Genomic DNA, 25887 nt, shown 5'->3' with positions numbered 1-25887 from the left:
TCACGACAAGCTCGCCAGAATGGCCCGGAATCCTAAAGGAGTAACCATGCCGAAACCCGCCGCCCACGCTTTTGCCGGCACACGTGCCAGCTTCAAGACCGCTTCCGGCAAGTCCGGGCAGTATTTCTCGCTGCCCGAGTTGGCCAAGGCCTACCCCAACGTGGCGCGCATGCCGGTGTCCATGCGCATCGTGCTGGAGAGCGTGCTGCGCAACTGCGACGGGCAGAAAGTGACGAAGGAGCACGTCGAGCAACTGGCCAACTGGCAGCCCAAGGCCGCCCGCGTGGACGAGATCCCCTTCGTCGTCGCCCGCGTCGTGCTGCAGGACTTCACGGGCGTGCCCCTGCTGGCCGACCTCGCTGCCATGCGCAATGTGGCAGCCAGCATGGGCAAGAACCCCAAGGCCATCGAGCCGCTGGTGCCGGTCGACCTCGTCGTCGACCACTCGGTCATGATCGACCACTACGGCACGAAGAAGTCGCTGGACCTGAACATGAAGCTGGAGTTCGAGCGCAACCGCGAGCGCTATGAATTCATGAAGTGGGGCATGCAGGCCTTCGACACCTTCGGCGTCGTGCCACCGGGCTTCGGCATCGTGCACCAGGTCAACCTCGAATACCTGGCGCGCGGTGTGCACAAGAGCAGGGACAAGGTCTACTACCCCGACAGCCTGGTCGGAACCGACAGCCACACCACCATGATCAACGGCATCGGCGTCGTCGGCTGGGGCGTGGGTGGCATCGAGGCCGAGGCCGGCATGCTGGGCCAGCCGGTCTATTTTCTGACCCCGGACGTCGTCGGCTTCGAGCTCACCGGCCAGCTGCGCGAGGGCGTCACCGCCACCGACCTGGTGCTGACCGTCACCGAGATCCTGCGCAGGCACAAGGTCGTCGGCAAGTTCGTCGAGTTCTTCGGCGAAGGAACAGCCAGCCTGGCCCTGCCCGACCGCGCGACGATTGCCAACATGGCGCCCGAGTACGGCGCAACGATGGGCTTCTTCCCGGTGGACGACAAGACCGTCGACTACTTCAAGGGCACCGGCCGCAGCAAGCGCGAGATCGAGGCCTTCGAGGCCTACTGGAAGGCGCAGCAGATGTTCGGCGTACCCAAGGCCGGCGACATCGACTACACCTCGGTCGTCACGCTGGACCTCGGCACCGTCACGCCCAGCCTGGCCGGCCCGAAGCGCCCGCAGGATCGCATCGAGATCACGCACCTGTCGACCCAGTTCGGCGAGCTCTTCAGCAAGCCCGTGGCCGAGAACGGCTTCAACCAGCCGGCGGACAAGCTGGCCCGGACCTTCAAGACCGACTCCGGCCTGGAGATCAGGAACGGCGACGTGCTGATCGCCGCCATCACCTCCTGCACCAACACCAGCAACCCCGGCGTGCTGCTGGCCGCCGGCCTGCTGGCCAAGAAGGCGGTCGAGGCGGGGCTCAGCGTCCAGCCCCACATCAAGACCTCCCTCGCCCCGGGTTCGCGCATCGTCACCGAATACCTGGAGAAGGCAGGCCTGCTGCCCTACCTGGAGAAACTCGGCTTCAACGTCGCCGCCTATGGCTGCACGACCTGCATCGGCAACGCTGGCGACCTGACGCCGGAGCTGAACAAGCTCATCCAGGACAACGACCTCATCTGCGCGGCGGTGCTGTCGGGCAACCGCAACTTCGAGGCCCGTATCCACCCCAACCTGAAGGCCAACTTCCTGGCCAGTCCGCCGCTGGTCGTCGCCTACGCCATCGCCGGCAACGTGACGCGCGACCTGATGACTCAGCCCGTGGGCATCGGCAAGAAGGGCAAGCCGGTCTACCTGGGCGACATCTGGCCCGGCAGCGACGAGGTCTACAAGCTGATGAAGTACGCGATGGACGCGAAGGCCTTCAAGGCCAATTACGACAAGGTCGCCAGGAAGCCCGGCAAGCTCTGGGACGCCATCAAGGGCGTCAAGGGCCAGGTCTACAACTGGCCCAAGAGCACCTACATCGCCCAGCCGCCCTTCTTCGAGGGTTTCACCATGGTGCCCAAGGCGCTGGAGGCCGGCGTCAAGGGGGCCAAGATCATGGCGCTGTTCGGCGACTCCATCACTACTGACCACATCAGCCCCGCCGGCTCATTCAAGGAGACCACGCCGGCCGGCAAGTTCCTCACCGAGAACGGCGTGCTCAAGGCCGACTTCAACTCCTACGGCGCCCGCCGCGGCAACCACGACGTGATGATGCGCGGCACCTTCGCCAACGTGCGCGTGAAGAACCTGATGCTGCCGGCCCGCCCTGACGGCTCGCGCGAGGAAGGCGGCTACACGTTGAAGGACGGCCAGCAGACCACGATCTACGACGCCGCGATGGCCTACATCAAGGAAGGCACGCCGACCGTCATCTTTGCCGGCGAGGAATACGGCACCGGCTCCAGCCGCGACTGGGCTGCCAAGGGCACCCAGCTGCTGGGCATCAAGGCCGTCGTGGCCAAGAGCTTCGAGCGCATCCATCGCAGCAACCTCATCGGCATGGGGGTGCTGCCGCTGCAGTTCAAGCCCGGCACGAGCTGGGAGTCGCTGGGCCTGAGCGGCGCCGAAACCATCGACATCACGCTGGCCGACGACATCAGGCCGCAGGGCGACGCGACGATGCGCATCACCCGCCCGGACGGCAGCACCCGGACCGTCGTGCTGACGCTGCGCATCGACACGGCCATCGAAGTGGACTACTACCGGCACGGCGGCATCCTGCCGTTCGTGCTGCGCCAACTGCTCGCGGCCTGAACCCTCTCGCCCTTGAATGCCGGCCCGGCCCCCCCCCGGGCCGGCCTGCTTTCACGCCCCCAATGCAACGCCTTCCCGGCCTCGACCTCCTGCGCAGCATCGCCATCGTCTGGGTGATGTTCTTCCACACTTTCCTCATCGGCGGCCTGGGGCCGGACTGGACCTGGCTGACACGCTTCGGCTGGGCCGGCGTGGACATCTTCTTCGTGCTCAGCGGCTTTCTGATCGGCTCGCAGCTGCTGCGCAAGCTGCAGCGTGGCGACGGCCTGCAACTGGGCGACTTCTACTGGCGCCGGGCCTGGCGGATTCTTCCCGCCTTCGCCGTCGTGCTGGCCGCCTACGTCGCCTTTCCGGCGCTGCGTGAAGAGCCCAACCTGGAAGCCTGGTGGCAGTTCGCCACCTTCACGCTAAACCTCCTCATCGACTACACCCACAACCAGGCTTTCTCGCACGCCTGGTCGCTGTGCGTGGAGGAGCATTTCTATCTGTTCTTCCCTCTGCTGGCCTGGGGGTTCACGCGCCGTCCCTCGGTGGCCCGCTTCACCGGCCTGTGCGCGATCCTCGTGCTGGGTGGCATCGCGCTGCGAGCCGGCGTCTGGCTGCACGACAACGCCCACCAGCCGCCGCGCAACTGGTTCATCGAGGACATCTACTACCCGACCTGGATGCGCCTGGACGGACTGCTGATGGGCGTCATGCTGGCGACGCTGCACGTCTACCGGCCGCAGCTTTGGGCAAGGCTGCAGGCGCGCTCGACGCCGCTGATGCTGGCGGGCCTCGCCGCAGCCGCGCTCGCCTTCACGCTGTTCAGCAACCGCACCGGCCTTGCCGCCAACGCCATCGGCTGGCCGCTGCTGTCCTTCGGTTTCGGCCTGCTCGTGCTGGCCGCCACGTCGACCCGAGGCTGGCTCGGCCGCCGCGCGCTGCCGGGTGCCGGCTGGCTGGCCGCCGCGTCGTACAGCCTGTACCTGAGCCACAAGATCGCGATGCACGCCGTCCACGCCTGGATCGCCCCGGCCCTGCCATGGCAGGGGCCGGCGCTGTTCCCGGTCTACGCGGCCGTCATCCTGGCCGTGGGCGCCGCCCTGCACTACCTGGTGGAGAAGCCGGGGCTCAGGCTGCGCGAGCGCCTGTCGCCGCGCCCGACCAGCCCTGATCTCGTTGCCGCCCGCTGACGATGACCACCAGACCCGGCTCCGAACTCCACCTGCGCGACCTCGCGCGGCTTCGCCGCGTACGCGACCGCATCGACCGCGAGTACGACCGGATCAGCGACCTCGGCGCCGGCGCCAGCCACGAAGGCGGCCGCGTCGTCTTCGAGGGCACGCCGGCCGGGCTGGTCAAGGCGCGCTCGACGCTGACCGGCCAGCACCTGGCCGCCTACGTCAAGCCTGCACGGGCACGCTGATCTCGAACCAGAACCGGCTGCCCTGGGCCAGCCGGCTCTCCAGTCGGATCTCGCCGCCCATCATGCGCACCAGCTGCCGGCTGATGGCCAGGCCCAGGCCCGTGCCGCCCACGCGCTGCTCGGCGCTGCCGGCCTGCTCGAAGGGCTCGAACAGGCGAACGGCCTGGTCGTCGGCGATGCCGACGCCGGTGTCCTGCACCTCGAAGCGCAGCAGCACATGGCCCGGTTCGGCCTCGGCCGGCGTCGAGGCCTGCACCCGCAGCGTCACGCCGCCGACATGGGTGAACTTCACCGCATTGCCCAGCAGGTTCAGCAGGATCTGGTTGAGCCGCTTCTCATCGGCCTGCACGACGGCCGGCAACTGCGGATCGAGTTCGAGCTTGAGCGCGATCTGCTTGTCCTCGGCCATCACGCGCACGATGTCGATGACGGCCTGCAGCCGCGCCACCAGCTCCAGCGGTGCGATGCGCAGCTCGGCCTTGCCGGCCTCGATGCGCGACAGATCCAGGATGTCAACGATCAGCGTCAGCAGGTGCTGACCGCTGCTGTGGATGATGTCCAGGCCGTTGCGCTGCTTGGGGCTGAGCCCGTTGTCCATCTTCAGGATCTGCGCATAGCCCATGACGGCGTTCAGCGGCGTGCGCAGCTCGTGGCTCATGCGCGCCAGGAACTGGCTCTTGGCCTGGCTGGCGATCTCGGCGCGCTCCTTGGCATCGCTGAGCTCCAGCGTGCGTTCCTGCACCAGGTCTTCCAGGTGGTCGCGGTGCGCACCGAGCTCGGCCTCGCGCTCCTGCAGCGCGGCAATCATGCGGTTGAAGCTGTCTGCGATGAGCGCGATGTCGCGCGGCCCGCCCACTGGCGCACGGGCGTCGCTCTCGCCGCGCTCGACGCGCTCCATCGCGTCGGACAGCGCCGCCAGCGGCCGCGTCAGGCGCAGTGCCAGATAGCGCACTGCGACGAGAAACAGCAGCGAGAACAGCAGGGCCACGCCGAAGTTCGCGGCGAAGAGCGAGGTCTGGGTACGGTGCAGCGTGGCCTTGCTCTGGATGACGTGCACATGCCCCAGCAACTGGGCCGGCCGCAGCGTCACGTCGAAGGGCGACGGCTCGGGACGGGTCCAGACCGGCGCGGAGAACGACCAGCTGTCCTCGGTCTCCTCGTCCAGCCAGGCCTCGCTGGCAGCCATGGCAGGCGGTACGGCCGTCGCGGGCCGCCGCCCCGCCTCGGGCCCCAGCGCGAGCAGCAGATGGCCGCGCGTGTCGCGGATCTCGATGGCCATGACGTCCGGGAAAGCCAGCGACGCGCGCACCGCCTCCTCGGCGTTGTCGGCGGCGGCGTAGAGCAGCGCCAGCGAGCTGTTGGACGCGAGGTTGGTCGCCACGCGACCACCCTGCTCCATGAGCATGGCCCGCACCTGGCGCCCGCCCTGCCAGGCGTTGACCGCGGCCATCATCAGGGCCAGGCACAGCGCGCCCAGCGCGACGCCGATGCTCAACTGGCGGCGGAACGACGCCTCGCGGAGGTAGCGCGCGTACACCTTGAACGGCCAGGGTCCGCGCAGAATCGCAGGGCTCGCGCCCTCATCCAGCGGCAGGCTGGTGGCTTGGCGACTGAGGGGTGTGCGATTCGGCAATCTGGGTCCTCAGCTGTTGGGGTAGACCAGGTCGAATCCGGCCTGCGCGGTGGCGACGTCCATCCCCAGGTGCGCAGCCGTGCGGATGTTGATGGCGGCCCGGGTATCGCGCAACGGCGTCACGCCGGCGGCCAACGCCCGCGGGTTGCCCAGCAGGCGCAGTGCCGAGGCGGCCAGGCTGCGCCCGAGCTCGGCGTTGTCCGGGTAGAGCGAGAACAGCGCGCCGCGCTTCACGTGGGCGAGGTGGCTGGAGAACACGGCGATGGAACGATTCCACCCGTCCTTCAGCACCAGGGACAGCACGACGTTGTCGTCCACCGTGGTGGGGTCCTGCGGCAACCAGACGGCGTCGCGCGCCGGGTCGGCCGAGGCCAGCAGCTGGGAGTACAGGCGCAGCGCGCCGGCCTGGTCGGTGGCCTCCTGGGCCAGCAGCTCCAGGCTCTCGGCACGGGCGGCCTCGCGGGCCAGCCGCACCAGCCAGCCGTTGAGGCGGGGGTCGTACACCAGATGCACGCGCCGCGAACCGGGCATCAGCCGCTTCAGCCGCGACAGCAGCAGCACCGGGTCGGGCGCCAGCGTGTGCACGGGGAAGGCGCGCGACTCGGACTCCTGCACCGACACCACACACCCCACCAGCACGGCCATCTCGCCCGCCAAGGCCGCCGCGATGCGCATGCCGCCGCGCCCCAGGCCGATCAGCACTTTCACGTCACGCCGGCGCAGGTCTTCGGCAATCTCTGCAGGTGAGGCATTGCTGGCCAGGGCCAGGCTGACGACGCTCCCCTTCAATCGTTCCTCGATGCCCTCGACGATGGCGGCGAAAATCTGCTTGAACGGCTCGCCGAGGTCGGGATAGACGACCGCCACGCCGCGGCCCGGGTCGGCCGCCATCGCCTCGCCGCCGGCCAGGGCAGCCATGCCACCCAGGGCCTGTCGCAGCAGCGCGCGGCGCGTGGCGTCGGAGGAGCAGCCGGGGGTGATCAAGTGGAGGGTTGGAGCTTTGCAACGCCAGGCGCGAAGTGGCGCATTATGCAGATCGCCCTTGACGCCGACCCCCACGTCCAGGGGCGTGCGGACGATGTTCACCAACTCGCCACACTCCCCGCCGGCAAACCCTCCGCGGCCCTGCGCTGACAGCACAATACGCGCCCATCACCCTCCACCTCGGGGACGCAGCACATGAGATCTTTGTTCGGCATGGCGATTCTGGGAGGCGCCTGGCTGGCGGCGATGCAACCGGCCGCCTTCGCTCAGCCGCCGAGTGAAGAGGACGAGCTGGCCCAGGTCTACGGCGACAAGAACACGGTCTCCATTGCCACCGGCGCCCCCCAGGCGCTGCGCCGCGCGCCGGCCGTGGCCACGGTCATCACGGCCCAGGACATCGCGGCCATGGGCGCGACGGGCATCGACGAGGTGCTGGAGAGCGTGCCGGGCATCCACGTGAGCCGCAGCAACAACACCTACGCGCCGCTCTACCTGATCCGGGGCATCCACAGCGAGTTCAACGCGCAGACGCTGATGCTGCTCAACGGCGTGCCGCTGACCACCCTCTTCGTCGGCAACCGCGGCCTGGGCTGGGGCGACATGCCGGTAGAGAACATCGCCCGCATCGAAATCATCCGCGGGCCGGGCTCGGCGCTCTACGGCGCCGACGCGTTCTCGGGCGTCATCAACGTCATCACCAAGACAGCGGCCGACGTGGGCGGCACCGACCTCGGCGCCCGCGCCGGATCGTTCAACAGCCGCGACGGCTGGCTGCAATACGGCGGCAAGCTGGGTAGCTACGACGTGGCCGCCTACCTGCGCCTGGGACAGACCGACGGCCAGCACGAGACCGTCACCGCCGACCAGCAGACCCTGCTGGACGGCGTCTTCAGCACCAAGGCCAGCCTGGCGCCGGGGCATATGAACGTGGGCTTCAAGGCGCTCGATGCCAACGCCGACGTGAGCCGCGACAGGCTGCGCCTGCGCGGCAGCTACAAGCTGCGCGACGATCTGCAGACCGGCGCCGGCGTCGCCGGCGCGCTGGACCCGGTCGGCCGCTACCGGATCGAGCGGATCACCTCGGACTTTTCCTGGTCGGACATCGAGCTCGGCAACGACTGGCGGGGCACGCTGTCGGCCAGCTATCTGCACTACAAGCAGACCTTCAATGTGCCGCTGCAGCTGTTCCCGCCGGGCGCCTTCGGCGGCTCTTTCCCCAAGGGCATGCTGGGCGCTCCCAATACCTGGGAGCGGCAGATCCGGTTGGCGGCGGTGGCGTCCTACGGCGGCTTCAAGGGCCACAACCTGCGCCTCGGTGCCGGGCACGACGACCTCGACATGTACCGCACCCAGGAGTTCAAGAACTTCACCATCATCGCCAGCGGCCCGGCCACCGGCCTGCCCGTGCCGCTGCCCAGCGGCCAGGTCGAGGAGTTCCCGGCCTCAGGCTCCTTCGCCGAGCCGCACCGGCGCACGGTCAGCTACGTGTACGTGCAGGACGAATGGAGCGTGGCCAAGGACTGGACGCTGACCGCCGGCCTGCGCCATGACCGCTACTCCGACTTCGGCACCACCACCAACCCGCGCGCCGCGCTGGTGTGGGACGCCAACCTGGACCTGACGGTCAAGCTGCTGTACGGGCGCGCCTTTCGCGCGCCGGCCTTCACGGAGCAGTACAGCATCAACAACCCCGTCATCCGGGGCAACGCCGCGCTCAAGCCCGAGACCATCAGCACCTTCGAGGCCGCCTTCTCCTGGCAGGCCCGCCCGGACGCCCAGGTCAACCTGAGCCTGTTCCGCTACGACATGAAGGACATCATCCGCACCACCGATACCGGCGGAGGCACGGCGCAGTTCAACAACGTCGGCGCCCAGCACGGCACGGGCGCCGAGCTCGAAGCGCAATGGGACGCGACGCGCAAGCTGCGCCTGAGCGGCAATATCGGCCTGCAGCGCTCCATCGAGGACTTGACGGGCACCGACGCGGGCTACGCGCCGCGCCAGCACCTGAATGCCCGCGCGGACTGGAGCATCGCCAACGGCTGGCTGCTCAGCGGCCAGGTCAACCATGTGGCCGAACGCAAGCGCTCGGCCGGCGATGCGCGCGCCCCCATCCCCGACTACACCACCACCGACCTGACGCTGCGCACCGCCAGGAGCCGCGGCAACTGGGACTTCGCGGTGTCGGTGCGCAACCTCTTCAACGCCGACGCGCGCGAGCCCAGCATGGCGCCCGGCGCGGGTCTGCCCAACGACATCCCGCTGGCGCGGCGCTCACTCTACGTGCAGCTCGCCTGCCACCTGTGATGCCTCGAACCGCACCGGCAGGCTGCTGAAGCCGTACAGCACGAAGGACGACAACGGCCGGGCCGCCCTGCCCTCGTCCAGCCGCAGCCCCTCGAAGCGGCGCAGCAGCGTGCCGATGGCCACGCGCGCCTCCAGCCGGCCCAGGCCGGCGCCCAGGCAGTAGTGGATGCCGTGGCCAAAGCTCAGGTGGCGGTTGGCCGTGCGTGTGATGTCGAAACGGTCAGCATGCGCAAAGGCCGACTCGTCGCGGTTGCCCGAGGCATTGAACGTCATCACCTGCTGGCCGGCCTGGATGAGCTGTCCGCCCAGCACCACGTCGCGCGTGGCGCGGCGCGCGAAGAACATGAAGGGCGTGTTGAAGCGCAGCGCCTCCTCGATGGCAGAGGGTAGTAGCGCCGGGTCGGCGCACAGCCGGGCCAGCGCCTCGGGGTGGGCGAGCAGCAGCTGCAACGTGTTGCCGATGAGATTGGTCGTCGTCTCGAAGCCGGCGATGAGCAGCAGCCGGCAGGTGCTGGCCACCTCATTCAGTGTGAGCCGCTCGCCGTCGACCTCGGCCGCCAGCAGGCCGCTGACGAGATCGTTGGCCGGCCGGTCGCGGCGCGCGGCGATGAGATCGGCCAGGTAGGCGTCCAGCTCGTCCACTGCCTGCACCAGCTCGGGCGAGGGCACCTGGCCCATCAGCTCCATCTCGGCCGCGCGGATGGCCGGGATGGACCATTGCTTGAACCGATCATGGTCGGCGGCCGGCAGGCCCAGCAGCTCGGCGATGACGGTGACGGGCAGCGCAAAGGCCAGGTCGGTGACCAGGTCCATGCGACCGCTGTCCGCCACGCGGTCCAGCAGCGCGTCGGTGATGGCCTGGACGCTAGGCTCCAGCTCGGCAATGACCTTGCTCGTGAACGCCCGCGCCACCAGGCGGCGGAACTGCGTGTGCCGCGGCGGGTCCATGAAGACCATCATCTTGCCGTCCGACAAGTCCGACGAGAAGGTCTTGGCATCGCCCAGCACAGTCTGGATGTCGTGGTAGCCGTAGACCTCCCAGACGCCGAGGGCGGCGTTGAAATGCACCGGCGTCGTGGCGCGCATGTGGGCGTAGTGGGCGTAGGGATCGATGGGCGTGCTCATGGCTTGGCGGGTTGGGGCCAGCGGCGCGGTGCCGGGCCTTCGTAGTGGATGTGGGCGCAGGACAGCGGGAAGGTTGCTCCCGGCGCCCGCTCGGCGGCTTCGATGAAGCAGGGCGACATGCCGGCCATGAAGACCGGCACCTGGAAGTGGTGCATCTCGGTGGGCGAGAAGCCGAGGTCGGCGCAGAGGGCGGACATCAGCGCCGCGTAGTTCATGCGCAGCTTGGGGTTGCGCGCCACCAGCAGCTGCTCGACGTCGAGCGCGATGCGCAGATGCGGCCCGCCGTCGAGCTGCAGCTCACGTGCGATGCGCAGCACCCAGGGCAGGCGCTCGTCGATGCTGGCGATGGGGCGGCCATAGCCGTAGATGCGGCCTTGGGCAAGCTCCGCGTCCACGAAGCCGCTCAGCGCCCCGCCCTGCTCCTCATGGGCGCGGGCGCGGATGAAGAAGTCGATGCTGCTGACGTAAGGGTGGCCGCCGTAGATGGTGGCTTCGGACATGGCCAGCGCCGCCGCGATGCCCAGCCCCGGCGTGCTGCGCGCCGAACCCGCCAGCGCCGCGGTACGGTTGTTCCAGATTCGGGCATCGGGGTAGCTGGTGCAGACCCACAGGGCATGCAGCAGCCGGACCTGGGCGTCGCAATGATGGCGGCCGGTGATGCCCAGCACGTACAGCGCCATCCAGTCCAGATGTCGCAGCTCGGCGTGCAGATCCTGGCCACGGAAGACGGTGCGTGTGCCGACGAAGGCCTGCCCGATGCGGGTCGCCATGCGGTCGGCGCCGCTCACGAGTGCTGCCGGGCCCTTCATGCCGCGGCTCCCGGATCGTTCTGCAGGTCCAGCGCAAAGAACGGGAATCCCTTGTGGCCCCGCTCGCGCTGCTCCAGCGCATGGGCCGCGGCGCCGGGCAGGCGCAGCAGCAGGTGCAGCAGCTCGCCCTGGTCGGGCGAGAAGCCCAGGTCAACAAGCGCGGCCGCGGCCACGCCGGTCATCGCCAGCCCGCGGCCGGCAGCCAGCTCCAGCTGGAGGCGGCTCTGGCTCAGCCAGGGCAGACAGGGACCGGTGCTGAGCGGGGCGAGCACCTGCAGCGTGCGCTGCACGATGCCGCAGCTCTGCACGGCGTGCGCGTCAAAGCCGGGGGCATGCTCGACCTGCGGCCAGATGCCCGCAGGCTCGGTGGCAGGCGCGGCCAGCGCGCGCTCCCAGGCCGCGGGGCTGCGGCCGCAGTCGACGAACAGCTGCATCGCCGCCCAGACCTCGCGCGCACCACCGGCCTTGCCGGCGCCGACCGACAGCGCAGCGATCAGGGCCGCGGCCGAGGTCGAGCCACCCACGCCGGCGCACATCGCCGCATGCACCGCCGCGTCGCGCGGACCGGGGTTAGCCAGGGCCACGGCCAACGTGTCGAGCAGCCGCGCCTGGCCGGCCGACGGTGCCTCGCCGCGCAGCAGCAGAAAGAGCATGTCCATCCAGCTCGCCTGGCCCAGCATGTCGCCGTAAACGTCATAGCCGTGACAGAGCGCGCTGCGCGTGGCAAAGCCGTTGTCGGGTTCTGCCTCCTCGTGCCAGATGCGCGTGCGGACCTGCTCGCGCGGTGCTGCCAGCGTCATCGCGCCGTCCCCAGCGTCTTCATGCGCAGGTTCATCGGCGGCACTTCCTCGCCGTCGATGCGCACGTCCAGCAGCGTCGGGCCGCGGCGCGACAGCAGGGCCTCGAAGTCCAGCGCGTCGAGGTCCTGAGGGTGGCGCACCACGACGCCCGGGATGCCCATGGCCTGGGCCATGGCTGCAAAGTCCACCTTGGGCAGCTGGAAGCCGATGGGCTCGGCCCCCGCCAGGCGCTGGCCGTGCTTGACCATGCCCAGGGCGCCATCGTTCAGCACCACATAGAGCACCGGCAGGCCCAGCTCGGCCGCCACGGTGATCTCCTGCCCGTTCATCAGGTAGCTGCCGTCGCCGGTCAGGCACACGACCGGGCAGCGGCGGTTGGCCATGGCGATGCCGACAGCCGAGCCGATGGCCCAGCCCATGGGCGCGAAGTCCATGGTCACGCGCAGCCAGCTGGAGCTGCGAGTGCGGCGCTCCTTGCCCGCAGGCAGGTAGGCGCCGCCTGGCATGCGGCCGCCGCGCTGGTCGTGCGGCGCGAGGTAGTGCACGGCCCAGGCCGCGCTGTTGCCGGCATCGGCAACGAAACGCGTCTGTGGCGGGCAGCGCTCACCCAGCGTGGCCACAAGCTGCTGCGGCTTCACCGGGGCGCTGTCGTTGCGCAGGGCCTGCGGGCTATCGACCATGGCCTCATAGGCCTGGCGCGCCACCTGCGGGTGCATGAAGGGCAGCAGCATCGCCTCCTGACCACCATTCGCCGGGGCCAGCAGCGCGATCAGCTGCTCGCAGACCGACCTGATGTGGCCGCGAACGTGCAGCCGCGCCGTCGGCGAGCGCATGAGGTTCTCGTCGCTGTCGTCCACGTGGACCAGGCGGCTGTTCAGAAGGGCCGTGGACCAGCCGCCGCTGTTGAACTCACCGAAGCCCGTGCCCAGCGCGATGACGAGGTCCGGCTCGCTCTGCAGCAGCTCGGCCGCGCTGGCATGGCCGCCGAAGCCGAACACGCCGCGAAAGCGCGGGTGGCGCGGGTTGACGAAGCCCTTGCCGTCGGGCGTCGTGATGAAGTGGCCGTCGGTGCGCTGCACCAGCTGCATCAGGTCGCTGGCGGCCTCGCCGCAGCCGTCGCCGATCAGCCAGACCGGCTGGCGCGCCGAGAACAACAGCCGCGCGAGCTGGCGCACGGCGGGCAGGTCGACGAGGGCTGGCGCACGGCGGAGCAGGCCGGCGAAATCGGGCAGCTCCAGGTCCTCGGGCAGAGGCTGGCGCAGGATGTCGACCGGGATGGACAGATGGCTCGGGCCGCTCGGCGCGCGCTGGGCCTGCATCAGCGCGTTGAACAGTTTGGTGGGAAGCTGCTCGGCGTGCGAGACCAACGAGTTGTAGCGCGTGCAGGGGCGGAACATCGCCATCGTGTTGATGCCCGTGCAGCTCGACTCCTGCAGTGCGCCCTTACCGAAGTTCCTGATCGGCGGCTGGCCGGTGATGACCAGCAGGGGCACGTTGTTGTCGTAGGCACAGGCCACGCCCGTGATCAGGTTGGTGGCGCCCGGCCCCGAGGTGGCGATGCAAACGCCGAGCCGGCCAGTCTCGCGGGCATAGCCATCGGCCATGTAGGCCGCGCCCTGCTCGTTGCGGGCCACGACGGCCTGCGGGCCGCCACGGCGGGCGCTGCGGGCCAGCGCGTTGTAAAGCGGCTCGATGGCGCCGCCAGGCACGCCGAAAACGTACTCCACGCCGAGGGCAGCCAGCGCGTCGACCAGCAGGTCGGCGGCATCTCGCACGGCAGGTTCACGCGACGAGCCGGACGCCCCGGTATAGAAAGGGGCAAGAGCAGTATTCGATTCCACGTTGCAGGCAGTCGAGAGACACCATGCAACGGCGCAGCAACGCGCCGACAGGGCGCGATGCGGCGGTGGGCAGCACGGCATCGGGATGAGAACGAATCCACCGGAGCGGATTCCCGACGGGCCGGGACTTCATGTCCGGTCGGCCCAACTCCCCCTGCGTGCTCACTGGGGCTTGAGAGCCCCGCGTCATCTTGTGTCAGCGCACTGAAACGTTTGCACGCCGCGCTTGGGCCGCAACTGTATCCATTTGAAACATTCGCGCATCCCCGCAAATGCGGGCAGGGGTCAGGGCTTGACCTTGGCGCCCGTCAGCTGCGCGACGGCGGCGAGCGTCGTCTGCGCCGCGTTCAGGCCGAGCAGAAAATCCTTGTCCGAGTAGCTGGTGTACAGGTCGGTGGGCTGGTGCCAGTGCGGGTTCCAGCCCGCGCCTATCTGCATGCCGCGCTCGTTCTCGCGTACCGAAATCGCAGGCACCATGTCCATGAAGGGAGTCGAGTCGGTATTGGTCATGCGGTTTCCCACGGCTGCCGGGTAGTCGGTCGCGTACTTCTCGTTGGCCGCACGCAGAGCCCAGGCGAGCCTGGCCGCGCCGTCGGCGAACCTCGAGCTCACCTGGAACTCGATGTTGACGTCGGCCTCGGCGCGCTGTTCCCTGGGCGCGGTGTAGACGGGCTGGCCACGAGCATCCAGGACCGGCTTGCCCGCAGCGTCGAGCTTGGGCTCCGGCATGCCGTGGTCGAACAGCAGCATGTCGTGCTGGATCATGCCCAGCCACTTCGGCTCCGGGTACTGGCCCGAGCCCTTGGGCGACTCGATACCCTGCAGGTCCTTGCGCTGAGCCACGTAGGCGTAGGCACCGTTCAGGCCCGTCTCCTCGTTGTTCCAGAGGATGAAGCGGATGGAGCGCTCCGTCGTCACCCCCGGCGCACTGAGGATGCGCGCAAGCTCCATCACCAGCGCCGTGCCGGACCCGTCGTCGTTGGCCGCCTCGCCGAAGCCGATGCCGTCCATGTGGGCCGAGACGATGTACATCTCGTCCGGCCGCGTGGCGCCGACCTTGGTGCAGTAGACGCTCTCGCGCGCCGAGGTGCCCAGTGGCGTCTGCTCGGCGTTGAGAGCGCGCAGCCGCTCGTCCGGCTGGACCATGGGATCGGTGTTGACGCCGATGGGCGCGCGCCTGCCGAACAGGGTGCCGCCACCCTGCGCCGCCGGGCCGGCGGCGCGCAGCGGCTGCAGTTGCACGGGGCCGCGCTTCGCGGGCTCCGTGAAGTCGTAGCGCAGGCGCTCGGTGTTCGTGCAGCCATAGCTCTTGAGCTGAGCCTCGATCCAGTCCAGCGCCGCACGGTTGCGCCCCGTGCCCTGGCGGCGGTCGCCGAACTGCGTCAGGCCCTTGATGGTGGCCTTGTACTTCTCCAGTTCCAACTGGTTGACGAGCGCGGCGACGGGGTCGGCGGCGTCCTGCGCGAGCGCGGGGCCCGCGACGGCGGCCAGCACCAGGGCGACGATGGAGGTCTTGAGGGCCATGGGAAGCGGTGGGAGTTGGAGCTGCCACATCCTAGCGAGGGCCGCCGCTCAACGCGCCACGCGGCGGCCGCGCAGAATGTCACGCCCGCCCTCGGGCGCGATTCCTATCATTGACCCCGGCCATGTCCTACCGAATCACCTGGGAACCCGACGGCGTCTACCGGCGCTATTTCGGCGATGTCAGCATCGCCCAGCGTCGCGCGTCCTTCGAGGCCATCGCCGGAGACCACCGCTTCGACCGCATCCGCTATGCGCTCACCGACTTCCTCGACGTCGATGCATACGAGGTGACACCCGAGGCCACAGCCGAGATCGCGGCCCTGCACATCGGCCCGCTTTTCACCAACCCGCAGCTGCTGATCGTCGCCGTGACGGATCGGCCCGACATCCTGGCTTCGATTGACGAGTTCCGCCGCCACGGCTTCGTGTCGACGCCGTACCACGTCTTTGCCACGCTGGCCGAAGCCCGCGCCTGGATCGCCGCGCAACTCGTCTGAGCCCGGCCTGGACTCAGTTCAGGCCGGCCTTGTCCAACCCGAACATCTTGTCCTTGGTGCCCGGCGGGTTGCGGAAGGCGACGTTGAGACGGTTCCAGCCATTGATGGCCGCGATACGCCAGGTCAGTTCCGACAGCCCGGCCTCTGAAAACTGCTCGAGCACCTCGGCATAGACGGCATCGGAAACGCCTTCAGGGGCCATGTGCGTCAGCACCTCGGTCCAGGCCAGCGCAGCCCGCTCGCGCGGGGTGAAGAGCTGCGACTCGCGCCAGATGGCAACATGGTGCAGGCGCAATTCGCGCTCGCCGTGAATGCGGGCCTGCTTGACATGCATGTCCAGGCAGAACGCGCAGCCGTTGAGCTGGGAGGCTCGGATGTCCACCAGCAGGGCCAAGCCTTCGTCCATCTTGAAGGCCATGCTGAAGTCGAGAAATTTCTTGAAGAGATCGGCCGACAGGCGGCTGTAGTCGAGGCGGGCTTGCGAGCTCATGGCTTGTCCTTGAAGGGAGCGGGCCGGCGTGATTGCCGGCCACACCCTCAGGACGGATCAGCGTCGCCACTTGTGACACGTGCCTCGATCCCAGCCAGCTTCTCGGGGTTGCGCTGGATGTAGATCGCCCCCACGCGGCCCGGCTCGGTGCCCGGTGCCAGCGCCAGCGTCTGCACCAGCCGGCCGCCGGCCAGTTCGTCGACGATGAGCAGGCCCGGCAGGCCGTTGACGACGGCCGGCAGCAGGCGCCAGCCGCGGCTGGCGGGCATCTGCGCAAAGCCGATGAAGGCGCGCGCGATGACTGCGCCGCCCCGTAGCGGGCGCGGCACGGCGCTGACCTTGCCGCCGCCGTCGGCCATCAGCACGGCGTCCTCGGCCAGCAGTTGCGCGAGTGCCGACACGTCCTGGCTGCGCACGGCCTGCATGAAGGCTTCGACGAGGCGCTGGCCCTCCTCCTTCGCTACCTCGCGGCGCGCGTAGTCGGCCTTGACGTTCTTGCGTGCGCGGCTGATGAGCTGGCGGCACGCCACCTCGCTGCGATCAAGGTGCCGCGCAATCTCCTCGTAGCCGAGGTCGAACACGTCGTGCAGCAGGAAAGCGGCGCGCTCCAGCGGCGACAGCCGCTCCAGCGCCAGCATGAAGGCGATGGACACGTCCTGGGCGAACTCGGCCTGCTGGCCGGGGTCGGGCGCCCAGCCGAACAAGGCCTCGTCCTCCAGCAGCGGCTCAGGCAGCCACACGCCCACGTAGCGCTCTCGCTGCACGGCCGCCGATCGCAGCCGGTCCAGGCAGAGGTTGGTCACCAGCCGCGACAGGAAGGCGCCTTGCTGATCGATGCCCGTCTCGTCAACCTCGGCCCAGCGCAGCCAGGCCTCCTGCACGATGTCCTCGGCCTCGGCACGCGAGCCGAGCATGCGGTAGGCCAGCGCCCGCAGCCGGCGGGCGTGGTCCTGGTCGAAGCGCAGGGCGCGGGCCGTGGGTGAGGTATCCAGGGGTTCTTGCATGGCCGGAGTTTGCTGTCCCATCCCTCCCAGACGAAACAGCAGCCCCGTTTGTGACAGGGCTACGGGGACGTCAAGCGGCCTGACGCCACGACGCCGCCGCTGGCCAGCGCATCAGGGCCAGGCCCAGCAGGCCGGCCAGCGCGTAGCCCAGCACGCTGCCGGCCTGTGCCTGCCCCGCCAGCCCGAGCAGGTCCAGCGCCGCCACGCCCGTCTTCTGCAGATCGACGTAGAGGCCGAACAGGAACAGCGCAAGAAAGGTGCGCGAGCCGCGCGTCAGCCGGCCCAGCAGCGTCGCCGCCACGCTGAGGAAAAGCAGCCCGGCCACGCAGGCCAGCGCCTGCACGGGCGCCCCGCCCGACTCGCGCCACAACGCCGGCAGCGCGAGCAGCAACCCGAGGCCGAAGGCCGCCAGCGCCTGGCGCCAGCCGCGCTCCAGCGCTCCGCCGGGCGCGGCGCTGGCCAGGGTCAGCGTGCCGCTCTGCAGATCGCGCGAGCTCACGTCCGCCACCGCCAGGCCCCAGGCGCACAGCGTCGCGGCCAGCACACCGGGCAGCAGCGCCATCGGCACCACCGCACAGGCCACCATGCCGGCCAGCATCGCCAGCGCCAGCAGCGGCTGGCTGAGCAGCACCAGGCTCACGTCCGCCAGCCAGCGCCCCGGCAGGCCCGGCAATCCTGCCGCGGCGCGCAGCAGCAAACCCAGTGAGCAGGTGACGGGCCACACCAGCGGGCGAAGCAGCCAGTGCAGCAGGACCACCAGGCGCCCGCGGCCGGCAGGGTTACGCAGCTTCACGCTTTCCGGCGAATAGCGGTGAAAGAGCCGCATGGCGGGCAGCAGCGGCAGCAGGGCCAGGGCCATCGCGCCCAGGCGCAGCGCGACCAGCTCCGTGCTCCACAGGCCCGCGGGCATGTGCAGCAAGGGCAGCGTGGCATCGAAGGGACTGCCGCCGACACTGATGTGGCTGACGTCCATCAACCGGCTCACGCCCACCAGCAGCGGCGACACGCCGTTGATGTCGAACACCTGCCAGCCCGTCAGCCGCACGGCGCCCTGCCCCAGCGTGGCCGGGATGAAGGCGAACTGCACCATCCACAGCACCCAGTAGACCGCGTCGCCGCGCTTGCCCATCAGCGGTGCCCAGGCGTCGGCCAGGACGGCCAGGCTGGCGCACAGCATCAGGCCGGGCGCCAGCCCGAGGACCAGCATCTGCAGATACGGCAGCGGCTGCAGCGCCCCTTCGCCGCGCACCAGCTGCAGCACCCAGACCGTCAGCATGACGACCGTGCCGAGCGAGAACAAGAAGCCGAAGGCCCCCAGCCAGCGTGCGCCGAGCAGCTGGGCATTGCTGACCGGCGTGGCGGCCAGCACGCCGGCGGTGCCGCAGCGCAGGTCCTCCTGCGTGCGTCCGCGTGCCAGATAAAAACCCGCCAGCCCGAACAGCAGCGAGGCGATCAGGCTGGTCGCAAAGGCCAGGGCCTGGCTCTCGTAAGCCACGCGCTGCTTGTTCACGACCATCATCGCGGCGCCGCTCCGCGGGTCCAGCACCATCAGCCAGCTCACGGCCACGACGGCCAGCAGGATGACGAGACTGCTGACGCGACGGCTGCGCAGCCGCCATTCATTGAGCACCAGGGCTCGGTAGAGGCTGCCGTTCATGCCGCCTCCCGCGCATCGGCATAGCGCTCCGCCATCAGAGCCTCTTCCAGGCTGGCGCTTGCCGGCTCGGCCTCGGCGAACGGCCGCGACGGATGTGCCATGCGCACCTGCACACGGCCTCCCTGCGGCTGGGCCTGCAGCACCTGCACATGGCCCTTCAGGGCTTCGTAGTCGGCCGGCGCCAGCCGCGCCGTCCAGACCTTGCCCGCGGCGCGCGCCAGCACGGCATCGGGCGTCTCATAGGCCACGAGGCGGCCCCGGCGCAGGATGGCCAGCCGGGTGGCCATGTTCTCCACGTCGGACACGATGTGGGTCGACACGATGACGAGGCGCTTGCGCCCCAGGTCGCCCAGCAGCTGGCGAAAGCGCAGCCTCTCCTCGGGGTCGAGGCCGGCAGTGGGTTCGTCGACGATGAGCACGTCGGGGTCGTTCAGCAGCGCCTGCGCGATGCCCAGGCGCTGGCGCATGCCGCCCGAGAAGCCGATGGCTGGCCGATTGGCCTGTTCATGCAGGTTCACCAGCGCCAGCAGGTCATGCAGGCGCCGCCGGTCGCGCACGCCCTTGAGCGCCGCGAAGTACTGCAGGAATTCGAGCGCCGTGAGGTGCGGGTAGACGCCGAAGTCCTGTGGCAGATAGCCCAGGCGCTGGCGCATCAGCTCGGGCCTGGCAACGATGTCCTGCCCGTCGAGCTGGATGCGCCCGCTCGTGGGGCGCATCAGCGTGGCCAGCATCTGCATGAGCGTGCTCTTGCCCGCGCCGTTGTGGCCGATCAGCCCGACGACGCCGGGTTCGAGTTGCAGCGTGACACCGTCTACCGCGTTGTGTTTGCCGAAGGTCTTGACGACATTCTGGATGAGCAGCATGGCCACCTCCTGTCCTTGAGATCGCTCGCAGGTTAGGCAGCGGTCTGCCCGTCGCCAACGGCCTTCCGACAGGCCGTTGGCCGCGTGGGTCAGGCCGGCAAAAGCGCGGCCTGAGCCGGGCTGCCAGCGACCTCGTGTCAGTGCGACAGCTTGAACACGCCCACGGCCTGCACGAGGTCCATGGCCTGGCTCTTCAGGCTGGACGCCGCAGCCGCCATCTCCTCGACGAGGGCGGCGTTCTGCTGCGTCGCCTGGTCCATGCTGGACACCGCGCCGCCGACCTGGCCGACGCCCTCGCTCTGCTCGGCGCTGGCCGTGCTGATCTCGCGCATGATGGACGTCACGCGAGCGATGCTGGCGACAACCTCCTGCATCGTGCTGCCGGCCTCGCCCACCTGCGCGGCGCCGGTCTCGACACGGGCGACGCTGTCGGTGATGAGCGCCCTGATCTCTTTGGCCGCCTCACCGCTGCGCTGAGCCAGTGCGCGCACCTCGCTGGCGACGACCGCGAAGCCGCGGCCCTGCTCGCCGGCGCGGGCCGCCTCCACGGCCGCGTTGAGCGCCAGAATGTTGGTCTGGAAGGCGATGCCGTCGATGACGGCCGTGATGTCGGCGATGCGCTTGCTGGAGTCGCTGATGCCGCGCATGGTGCCCACGGCCAGCGCCACGATCTGCCCGCCCTGCTGGGCGACGCTGCTGGCCGCCTCGGCCATGCGGTTGGCCTGGCTGGCGTTGTCGGCGTTCTGGCGCACGGTGACGCTCAGCTGCTCCATGGACGACGCCGTCTGCTGCAACGCGCTGGCCTGGCTCTCGGTGCGCGAGGACAGGCTGTGGTTGCCCTGGGCGATCTCGGCGCTGGCCAGCGACAGGCTATCCGCCCCCTGGCGCACGCTGGCCACCAGCTCGCGCAGGCTGCCCTGCATGGCGGCGATCGTCTGCAGCAGGTGGCCGAACTCGTCGCGCGTCCCGACGCGGATGTCCCGGTCCAGATTGCCCTGGGCCACGTCGTTGATCAGCGAGACCGCCTGGTTCAGCGGCCCGACGATGGAGCGCGTGATGGCGAAGGCGGCCGCCAGCGACAGCGCGACGACCAGGCCGCAGCCCGTCGCCAGGGCCAGCATGCTCCTGCCATGCGCCTTGTCGGTTTCGGCGATGAGCTGCGCCGAGGTCTCAGCCGTGTAGCGGATGTAGTCGTCCGTCGCCTTCACGAGGGCGGCCAGCAGCGGCCGGCAGCGCTCGTTCATGCGGCCGATGGCGGCCTCCCGGTCGCCCGCCAGCACCAGGCCCAGGATGGCCTCGGCCACGCGGGCGTACTGCACCTCGATGCCGGCGATCTCGTCGACGTGCCTGCGCGCCTCGGCCGGCACGCCCGCCTTGTTGGAGAGCGCCTGCAGCGCATCAAGCGACTTGCGCACGTCCTCCACGGCGGCCATCACGGCGGCCTTCTCGGCGGCAACGTCTTCCGGCCGGGTCACCAGCACAAGGTTGCGCGCAGCGATGGCGCGACGGTCGACGGCCAAGCGCACCTGGTTGGCTGCTGCGGCGCGCGCCTCCACGCCCTGCACGTAGTCGCTGAACTGATCGCCGTCCTCGCGGATGGCTTGCAGCGCCGCGACGGACATGGCCACGATCATCAGGATCAACAGCCCGAAGGCGCCGATCAACTTGCTCTTCACCGACAGGTTTTTCCAGAACGACATGGCTTCACTCCCTTGAAACAACATCAACGATGGATGGATGTCATCTTCGGGACACGACCAGGCGGCGGCGAGCCGGCAACGCCTGACGCCAATGCGCGCGGATTGCCGGTGTTGGCGTAGGCAAATTCCCTACAGCCGGGTCGGGCGGCTCAGGCCTTGAGCCGGTAGCCCACGCCGGCCTCCGTCACCAGCCAGCGGGGCCGGTTGGGGTCGGGCTCCAGCTTCTTGCGCAGATTGGCCATGTGCACGCGCACGTAGTGCACGTCCTCGGCATGGCCGGGACCCCACACGGCCTTGAGCAGGTGCTGGTGGGTCAGCACGCGCCCCGGCGCGTTGGCCAGCTCCTGCAGCAGGCGGTATTCGATGGGCGTCAGGTGCAGCTCCTCGCCGTCCCGGCTGACCGTGCGCAGAGCGCGGTCCACGGCGATGGGGCCGAAGCGCAGCACGGGGTCGGCATCGCCGCCACCGCCGCGCCGGCGCAGCTGCACGCGCACGCGCGCCAGCAGCTCGGCCACGCCGAAGGGCTTGACGAGGTAGTCGTCGGCACCGGCATCCAGGGCCTGCACCTTGCGCTCCTCGCCCTCGCGTGCCGACAGCACGACGATGGGCGCCTGCGACCAGCCGCGGAACTCACGGATGAAGTCCAGCCCGTCGCCATCCGGCAGGCCCAGGTCCAGCACGACCAGCTCGGGCCGGCGCGTGGCCGCGTCGATGAGGCTGCGCTGCAGCGTGACGGCCTCAAACACCTCCAGGCCCTCGCTCTGCAGCGCCATGCGCACGAAGCGCCGGATCTCCGGCTCGTCCTCGATCATCAACACGCGTGGGGCGCTCACTCAGGTTTCTCCACCGGGGGCTGACCGAGAGGGAGCTCGATGCGGACACAGGCACCGCCGGTCGCGGCATTGTGGGCGCCGATGCGCCCGCCGTGCGCCTCGACGATGGCCTTGCAGATCGCCAGCCCCAGGCCCACGCCCGGCGTGGCGCTCTCGCGGTCGCCACGCTCGAACTTGTCGAACAGCTGCGCCTCGCGCCCCGCCGGGAAGCCGGGACCGGCGTCAGTCACGTCGACCTCGACATACCGCCCCGCCACGCGCGCGTCGATGCGGATGGCGCCCTGCGCATACTTGGCGGCGTTCTCCAGCAGGTTGACCAGGACACGCTCGATGAGAACGGCGTCCAGCTCGACAAGAGGCAGCCCGGCAGACAGGTCCACCACCACCTCACGGCCGGCCAGCAGCTCGTCCAGTCCGGCAAGCGCGCTGCCGACCACCTCCTGCAGTGGCAGCCACTGCCGGTTGAGCTGCACCGCGCCGGACTGCAGCCGCGCCATGTCGAGCAGGTTGCCGACCAGCGCGCTCATGCGCAGCGCCGAGCGGCGCATGGCATCGGCCACCTCGGTCTGCGGCGCGGTCAGCGGCGTCAGCCTGAGCGCATCGGCCAGGCCCACCAGCGCCGCCAGCGGCGTGCGCAGGTCGTGCGAGATGGCCGTCAGCAGCGAGTTGCGCAGCCGCTCGCTCTCGATCTGCAACGTGCTCTGCTGCGCCACCTCGATGTAGTGGATGCGCTCCAGCGAGATGGCCAGCAGGGCCGCGCAGGTGTCCAGCAGCTCGCGAGCCTCGGGGGACCAGCGCCGCCCCTGCCCCTGCACCGCCAGCACACCACGCAGCCGCATGGGTGCGCTCAGCGGCAGCATCAGGCAGGGGCTGGCCGGCAGGGTGTCGGTACCCTGCCCTGCAGCCTGGCCATGATCGAAGGCCCATTGGGCGACGCCGACATCGGGCTGCACGCCCGCACCCGGCAGCAGGGCCAGCACCTCGCGGCCGGGCGACGCCGCCAGCGGCGGCACCAGCACCGCCGACGCCACGCCGAACTCGGCACGCAAGAAGCGCGCGGCGATCTCGGCCACCTGCTCGGGCACCAGCGCCGCCCCCAGGTCGCGCGACATCGCGTACAGCCCGCGCACGCGGCGCTCGCGTTCCTGCGCCGCGCGGGCCTGGGCCTGCAGTCCTGCCGCGAGCTGGCCGATGACGAGGCCGACGAGTAGCAGAACGGCGAAGGTGACGAGGTATTGCGCGTCGCCCACCGCGAACGAGCCGCGCGGCTCGACGAAGGCGAAGTCGAAGGCCGCCACGCCCAGCAGCGCCGCCAGCGCGGCCGGCGCACGGCCGAAGCGCAATGCCACGCCGACGACGTTGAGCAGATAGAGCATGGCGATGTTCGTCGGCGCCATGAAGCCCAGCAGCAGCTGGGAGATGGCCGTGGTCAGCGCCACACCGGCCAGCGCCGCCGCATGGCCACGCAGGGCCTGCGACGCCGGCAGGCCGCGCGGCGGCGCCTGCGGTCGCTCGCGCGCGGCGGCGGGCAGCGCCACCTGCAGCACGTCCATCTCGCCGGCGAGCTGGCTCAGCGCCTCGGCCAGGGCCGGCCGCCCGGGCCAGCGCCAGGTGCGCTCGCGCCGGCCGACAACCAGCCGGGCCAGGTTGTGCTCGCGCGCGTAGCCCACGAGCGCAGGGGCCACCTCGGGCGCCGACAGCTCGGCCGTGCGCGCGCCCAGCGACTGCGCCAGCTCCAGCGTACGCTGCACGCGCTGGCGGGCCGCATCACCCAGGCCCCGGGCCGCCTGCACATGCACAGCATGCCAGTCCAGGCCCAGTTGCCGGGCCAGGCGGGCCGCGCTGCGCACGACTTTGTCGCTGGCCGCCCCGGGGCCCACGCAGGCCAGCAGCGACTCGCGGTTGGGCCAGACGGCGCCCTTGCCCAGGTCCGCATGCTCGCGCCGGTAGGCCTGCATCTGGTCGTCCACGCGGTCTGCCGTGCGGCGCAGGGCCAGCTCGCGCAGCGCCAGCAGGTTGCCCTTGCGGAAGAAGTTCTTGGCCGCCCGCTCGGCCTGGGCCGGCAGGTAGACCTTGCCTTCCTTGAGCCGCTGCAGCAGCTCGTCCGGCGGCAGGTCGACGACGACGACCTCGTCGGCCGCGTCGAAGACCTTGTCAGGCAGCGTCTCCCAGACGCGGATGCCGGTGATGCCGCCGACGACGTCGTTCAGGCTTTCCAGGTGCTGCACGTTCAGCGTCGCCCACACCTCCACGCCGGACTCGCACAACTCCTGCGCATCCTGCCAGCGCTTGGCATGGCGGGAGCCGGGTGCGTTGCTGTGGGCCAGCTCGTCCAGCAGCAACACGCCGCCGGGCTCGGCCGCGCCCCAGGCCAGCGCGGCGTCGAGATCGAACTCGCGCAGCACCTGGCCGCGGTGGGCGATGTCCTTGAGCGGCAGGCGCAGCAGATCGCGGGCGATGCCTTCGGTGTCGGCCCGGCCATGGGTCTCGACGACGCCGATGCGCACGGCCCGCCCCTGCTGGCGGGCCGCGTGTGCCGCCGCCAGCATCGCGAAGGTCTTGCCGACGCCGGCATTGGCGCCGAAGAAGATCTTCAGCCGGCCACGCCGGGCCGCGGCCTCTGCACGCCGGACCTGGGCGAGCAAGGCGTCGGGGTCGGGCCGGTCCTCGCTCACAGCCACTTCAGGCGCTTGAAGCGCCAGTACAACGCGCCGCTGACGAGCACGATCACGCCCAGCGCCATCGGGTAGCCATACGCCCATTTCAGTTCGGGCATCTTCTCGAAGTTCATGCCCCAGATGCCGGCCAGCGCGGTGGACGCCGCGAAGATGGCCGCCCAGGCGGCCAGGCGCTTGGTGACGAGGGACTCGTCGATGGTGACCAGGGTGAGATTGACCTGGGTGGCAGCGATGATGGTTTCGCGCGCGGCGTCGATGCTGGCCTGGATGCGCAGCAGGTGGTCGTAGACGTCGCGGAAATAGTCCTGCATGGCCTTGCAGACCACCGGCACCCGCCCGCCGTGCAGCTTGGACGACACCTCCAGCAGCGGCGTGACGGCGTGGCGCAGCAAGGCCAGGCGCTGCTTCAGGTCGAACAGCTGCTGCACGACGGCCTGGCGGTCCTGACGGGGCTGGAACATGGTGGCCTCGAGCTGCTCCAGCTCGGCCTCGATGGCGTCCATGTGGGGGAAGTAGCGGTCGACGACCGCGTCCATCAGCGCGTAGAAAACGAAGCCCGGCCCCTGCCGCAGCAGCTCGGGTTCGCGTTCGGCACGACCGCGCACGCCGAGGAAGCCCTGGGCGCTGCGGTGGCGCACCGACACGATGAAGCGCGCGCCGACGAACACGTGCACCTCGCCCACCTCCAGGCCGTCGGCGCCGGCTTCGAGCAGGTGCATGGCGGCGAACAGCATGTCGCCGTACTCCTCCAGCTTGGGACGCTGGTGGCCCTTGCGGGCGTCTTCCACTGCTAGCGGCGGCAGGCTGAGCTCGTGCTGCAGCAGGTCAAGTTCGTCGTCGCTCGGGTCCCTCAGCGCGATCCAGACGAAGCCGCTCTGGCTGTGCAGCGCCTCGGAGACGCCTTCGAGCCCGGGCTCGGCCACGATGCGCCCATCGTCGTACACGGCGCTGTTGATCAGCATGGCGGTCTGCGCAA

Annotated in this window: 20 protein-coding genes; 5 read left to right on the top strand and 15 right to left on the bottom strand. The window is 69.9% G+C overall.

What is annotated here, in order from left to right:
• Window positions 1-46: 46 nt before the first annotated feature.
• From acnA to AC07VX_RS15625, 3 genes are all read left to right on the top strand, one after another.
• Entirely contained in the window at window positions 47-2758 is a 2712-nt protein-coding gene (acnA, locus tag AC07VX_RS15635; protein ID WP_493166434.1) for an aconitate hydratase AcnA, read from the top strand.
• 62 nt (window positions 2759-2820) lie between these two features.
• Window positions 2821-3933 (top strand): acyltransferase family protein, encoded by a 1113-nt coding sequence (locus AC07VX_RS15630; protein ID WP_493166435.1) that lies wholly within the window; start codon window positions 2821-2823, stop codon window positions 3931-3933.
• A 2-nt stretch (window positions 3934-3935) separates the two neighbouring features.
• The gene (locus AC07VX_RS15625) at window positions 3936-4166 is read left to right on the top strand and encodes a hypothetical protein (RefSeq protein ID WP_493166436.1); all 231 of its coding nucleotides are present in this window, start codon (window positions 3936-3938) and stop codon (window positions 4164-4166) included.
• Here the strand turns inward: AC07VX_RS15625 and AC07VX_RS15620 are convergent.
• Together AC07VX_RS15620 and AC07VX_RS15615 are read right to left on the bottom strand one after the other, a co-directional pair.
• On the bottom strand, window positions 4144-5703 hold the full coding sequence (locus AC07VX_RS15620; RefSeq protein ID WP_493166437.1) for an ATP-binding protein: 1560 nt from the start codon (window positions 5701-5703) through the stop codon (window positions 4144-4146). The genes AC07VX_RS15625 and AC07VX_RS15620 overlap by 23 nt on opposite strands.
• A gap of 105 nt (window positions 5704-5808) precedes the next feature.
• Window positions 5809-6783, bottom strand: a complete 975-nt coding sequence (locus AC07VX_RS15615; RefSeq protein ID WP_493166438.1) for a hypothetical protein — start codon at window positions 6781-6783, stop codon at window positions 5809-5811.
• A gap of 213 nt (window positions 6784-6996) precedes the next feature.
• On the opposite strand from AC07VX_RS15615, the gene AC07VX_RS15610 reads away from it, so the two are divergent.
• Entirely contained in the window at window positions 6997-9090 is a 2094-nt protein-coding gene (locus tag AC07VX_RS15610) for a TonB-dependent receptor plug domain-containing protein (protein WP_493166439.1), read from the top strand.
• On the opposite strand, the gene AC07VX_RS15605 is transcribed toward AC07VX_RS15610, so the two are convergent.
• The 5 genes from AC07VX_RS15605 to AC07VX_RS15585 all read right to left on the bottom strand — a co-directional run bounded on the left by AC07VX_RS15605 (window position 9058) and on the right by AC07VX_RS15585 (window position 15189).
• The gene (locus AC07VX_RS15605) at window positions 9058-10215 is read right to left on the bottom strand and encodes a cytochrome P450 (protein ID WP_493166440.1); all 1158 of its coding nucleotides are present in this window, start codon (window positions 10213-10215) and stop codon (window positions 9058-9060) included. The genes AC07VX_RS15610 and AC07VX_RS15605 overlap by 33 nt on opposite strands.
• Window positions 10212-11024 (bottom strand): hypothetical protein, encoded by an 813-nt coding sequence (locus tag AC07VX_RS15600; RefSeq protein WP_493166441.1) that lies wholly within the window; start codon window positions 11022-11024, stop codon window positions 10212-10214. Before AC07VX_RS15600 ends, AC07VX_RS15605 begins: the two co-directional genes overlap by 4 nt.
• The gene (locus AC07VX_RS15595) at window positions 11021-11824 is read right to left on the bottom strand and encodes a citrate synthase family protein (RefSeq protein ID WP_493166442.1); all 804 of its coding nucleotides are present in this window, start codon (window positions 11822-11824) and stop codon (window positions 11021-11023) included. Before AC07VX_RS15595 ends, AC07VX_RS15600 begins: the two co-directional genes overlap by 4 nt.
• The gene (locus tag AC07VX_RS15590; RefSeq protein WP_493166443.1) at window positions 11821-13599 is read right to left on the bottom strand and encodes a thiamine pyrophosphate-binding protein; all 1779 of its coding nucleotides are present in this window, start codon (window positions 13597-13599) and stop codon (window positions 11821-11823) included. Before AC07VX_RS15590 ends, AC07VX_RS15595 begins: the two co-directional genes overlap by 4 nt.
• Window positions 13600-13950: 351 nt before the next feature.
• Window positions 13951-15189: a M20/M25/M40 family metallo-hydrolase gene (locus AC07VX_RS15585; RefSeq protein WP_493166444.1), complete on the bottom strand. Its 1239-nt coding sequence runs from the start codon at window positions 15187-15189 to the stop codon at window positions 13951-13953.
• Window positions 15190-15311: 122 nt separating this feature from the next.
• Between AC07VX_RS15585 and AC07VX_RS15580 the strand changes: the two genes are divergently transcribed.
• Window positions 15312-15686, top strand: coding sequence for a hypothetical protein (locus AC07VX_RS15580; protein WP_493166445.1), 375 nt, complete (start codon window positions 15312-15314; stop codon window positions 15684-15686).
• 13 nt (window positions 15687-15699) lie between these two features.
• On the opposite strand, the gene AC07VX_RS15575 is transcribed toward AC07VX_RS15580, so the two are convergent.
• The 8 genes from AC07VX_RS15575 to AC07VX_RS15540 all read right to left on the bottom strand — a co-directional run bounded on the left by AC07VX_RS15575 (window position 15700) and on the right by AC07VX_RS15540 (window position 25873).
• Window positions 15700-16176, bottom strand: a complete 477-nt coding sequence (locus AC07VX_RS15575) for a carboxymuconolactone decarboxylase family protein (RefSeq protein ID WP_493166446.1) — start codon at window positions 16174-16176, stop codon at window positions 15700-15702.
• Window positions 16177-16223: 47 nt separating this feature from the next.
• Entirely contained in the window at window positions 16224-17180 is a 957-nt protein-coding gene (sigJ, locus tag AC07VX_RS15570) for an RNA polymerase sigma factor SigJ (RefSeq protein ID WP_493166447.1), read from the bottom strand.
• Between the two features lie 70 nt (window positions 17181-17250).
• Window positions 17251-18837 carry a hypothetical protein gene (locus AC07VX_RS15565; RefSeq protein ID WP_493166448.1) on the bottom strand — a complete coding sequence of 529 codons (1587 nt, stop codon included), beginning with the start codon at window positions 18835-18837 and terminating at the stop codon, window positions 17251-17253.
• Window positions 18834-19700: an ABC transporter ATP-binding protein gene (locus tag AC07VX_RS15560; protein ID WP_493166449.1), complete on the bottom strand. Its 867-nt coding sequence runs from the start codon at window positions 19698-19700 to the stop codon at window positions 18834-18836. Before AC07VX_RS15560 ends, AC07VX_RS15565 begins: the two co-directional genes overlap by 4 nt.
• Window positions 19701-19837: 137 nt before the next feature.
• Window positions 19838-21400 carry a methyl-accepting chemotaxis protein gene (locus AC07VX_RS15555; RefSeq protein WP_493166450.1) on the bottom strand — a complete coding sequence of 521 codons (1563 nt, stop codon included), beginning with the start codon at window positions 21398-21400 and terminating at the stop codon, window positions 19838-19840.
• A 149-nt stretch (window positions 21401-21549) separates the two neighbouring features.
• Window positions 21550-22212, bottom strand: coding sequence for a response regulator (locus AC07VX_RS15550; protein ID WP_493166611.1), 663 nt, complete (start codon window positions 22210-22212; stop codon window positions 21550-21552).
• 17 nt (window positions 22213-22229) lie between these two features.
• Window positions 22230-24908: a DUF4118 domain-containing protein gene (locus AC07VX_RS15545; RefSeq protein WP_493166451.1), complete on the bottom strand. Its 2679-nt coding sequence runs from the start codon at window positions 24906-24908 to the stop codon at window positions 22230-22232.
• On the bottom strand, window positions 24905-25873 hold the full coding sequence (locus AC07VX_RS15540; RefSeq protein ID WP_493166452.1) for a magnesium and cobalt transport protein CorA: 969 nt from the start codon (window positions 25871-25873) through the stop codon (window positions 24905-24907). The genes AC07VX_RS15545 and AC07VX_RS15540 overlap by 4 nt, the downstream gene beginning before the upstream one ends.
• Between the last annotated feature and the right edge of the window lie 14 nt (window positions 25874-25887).

The organism is Roseateles sp. GW821-FHT03B02, assembly GCF_059421025.1.
This window is presented reverse-complemented; position numbering and strand designations above follow the sequence as displayed.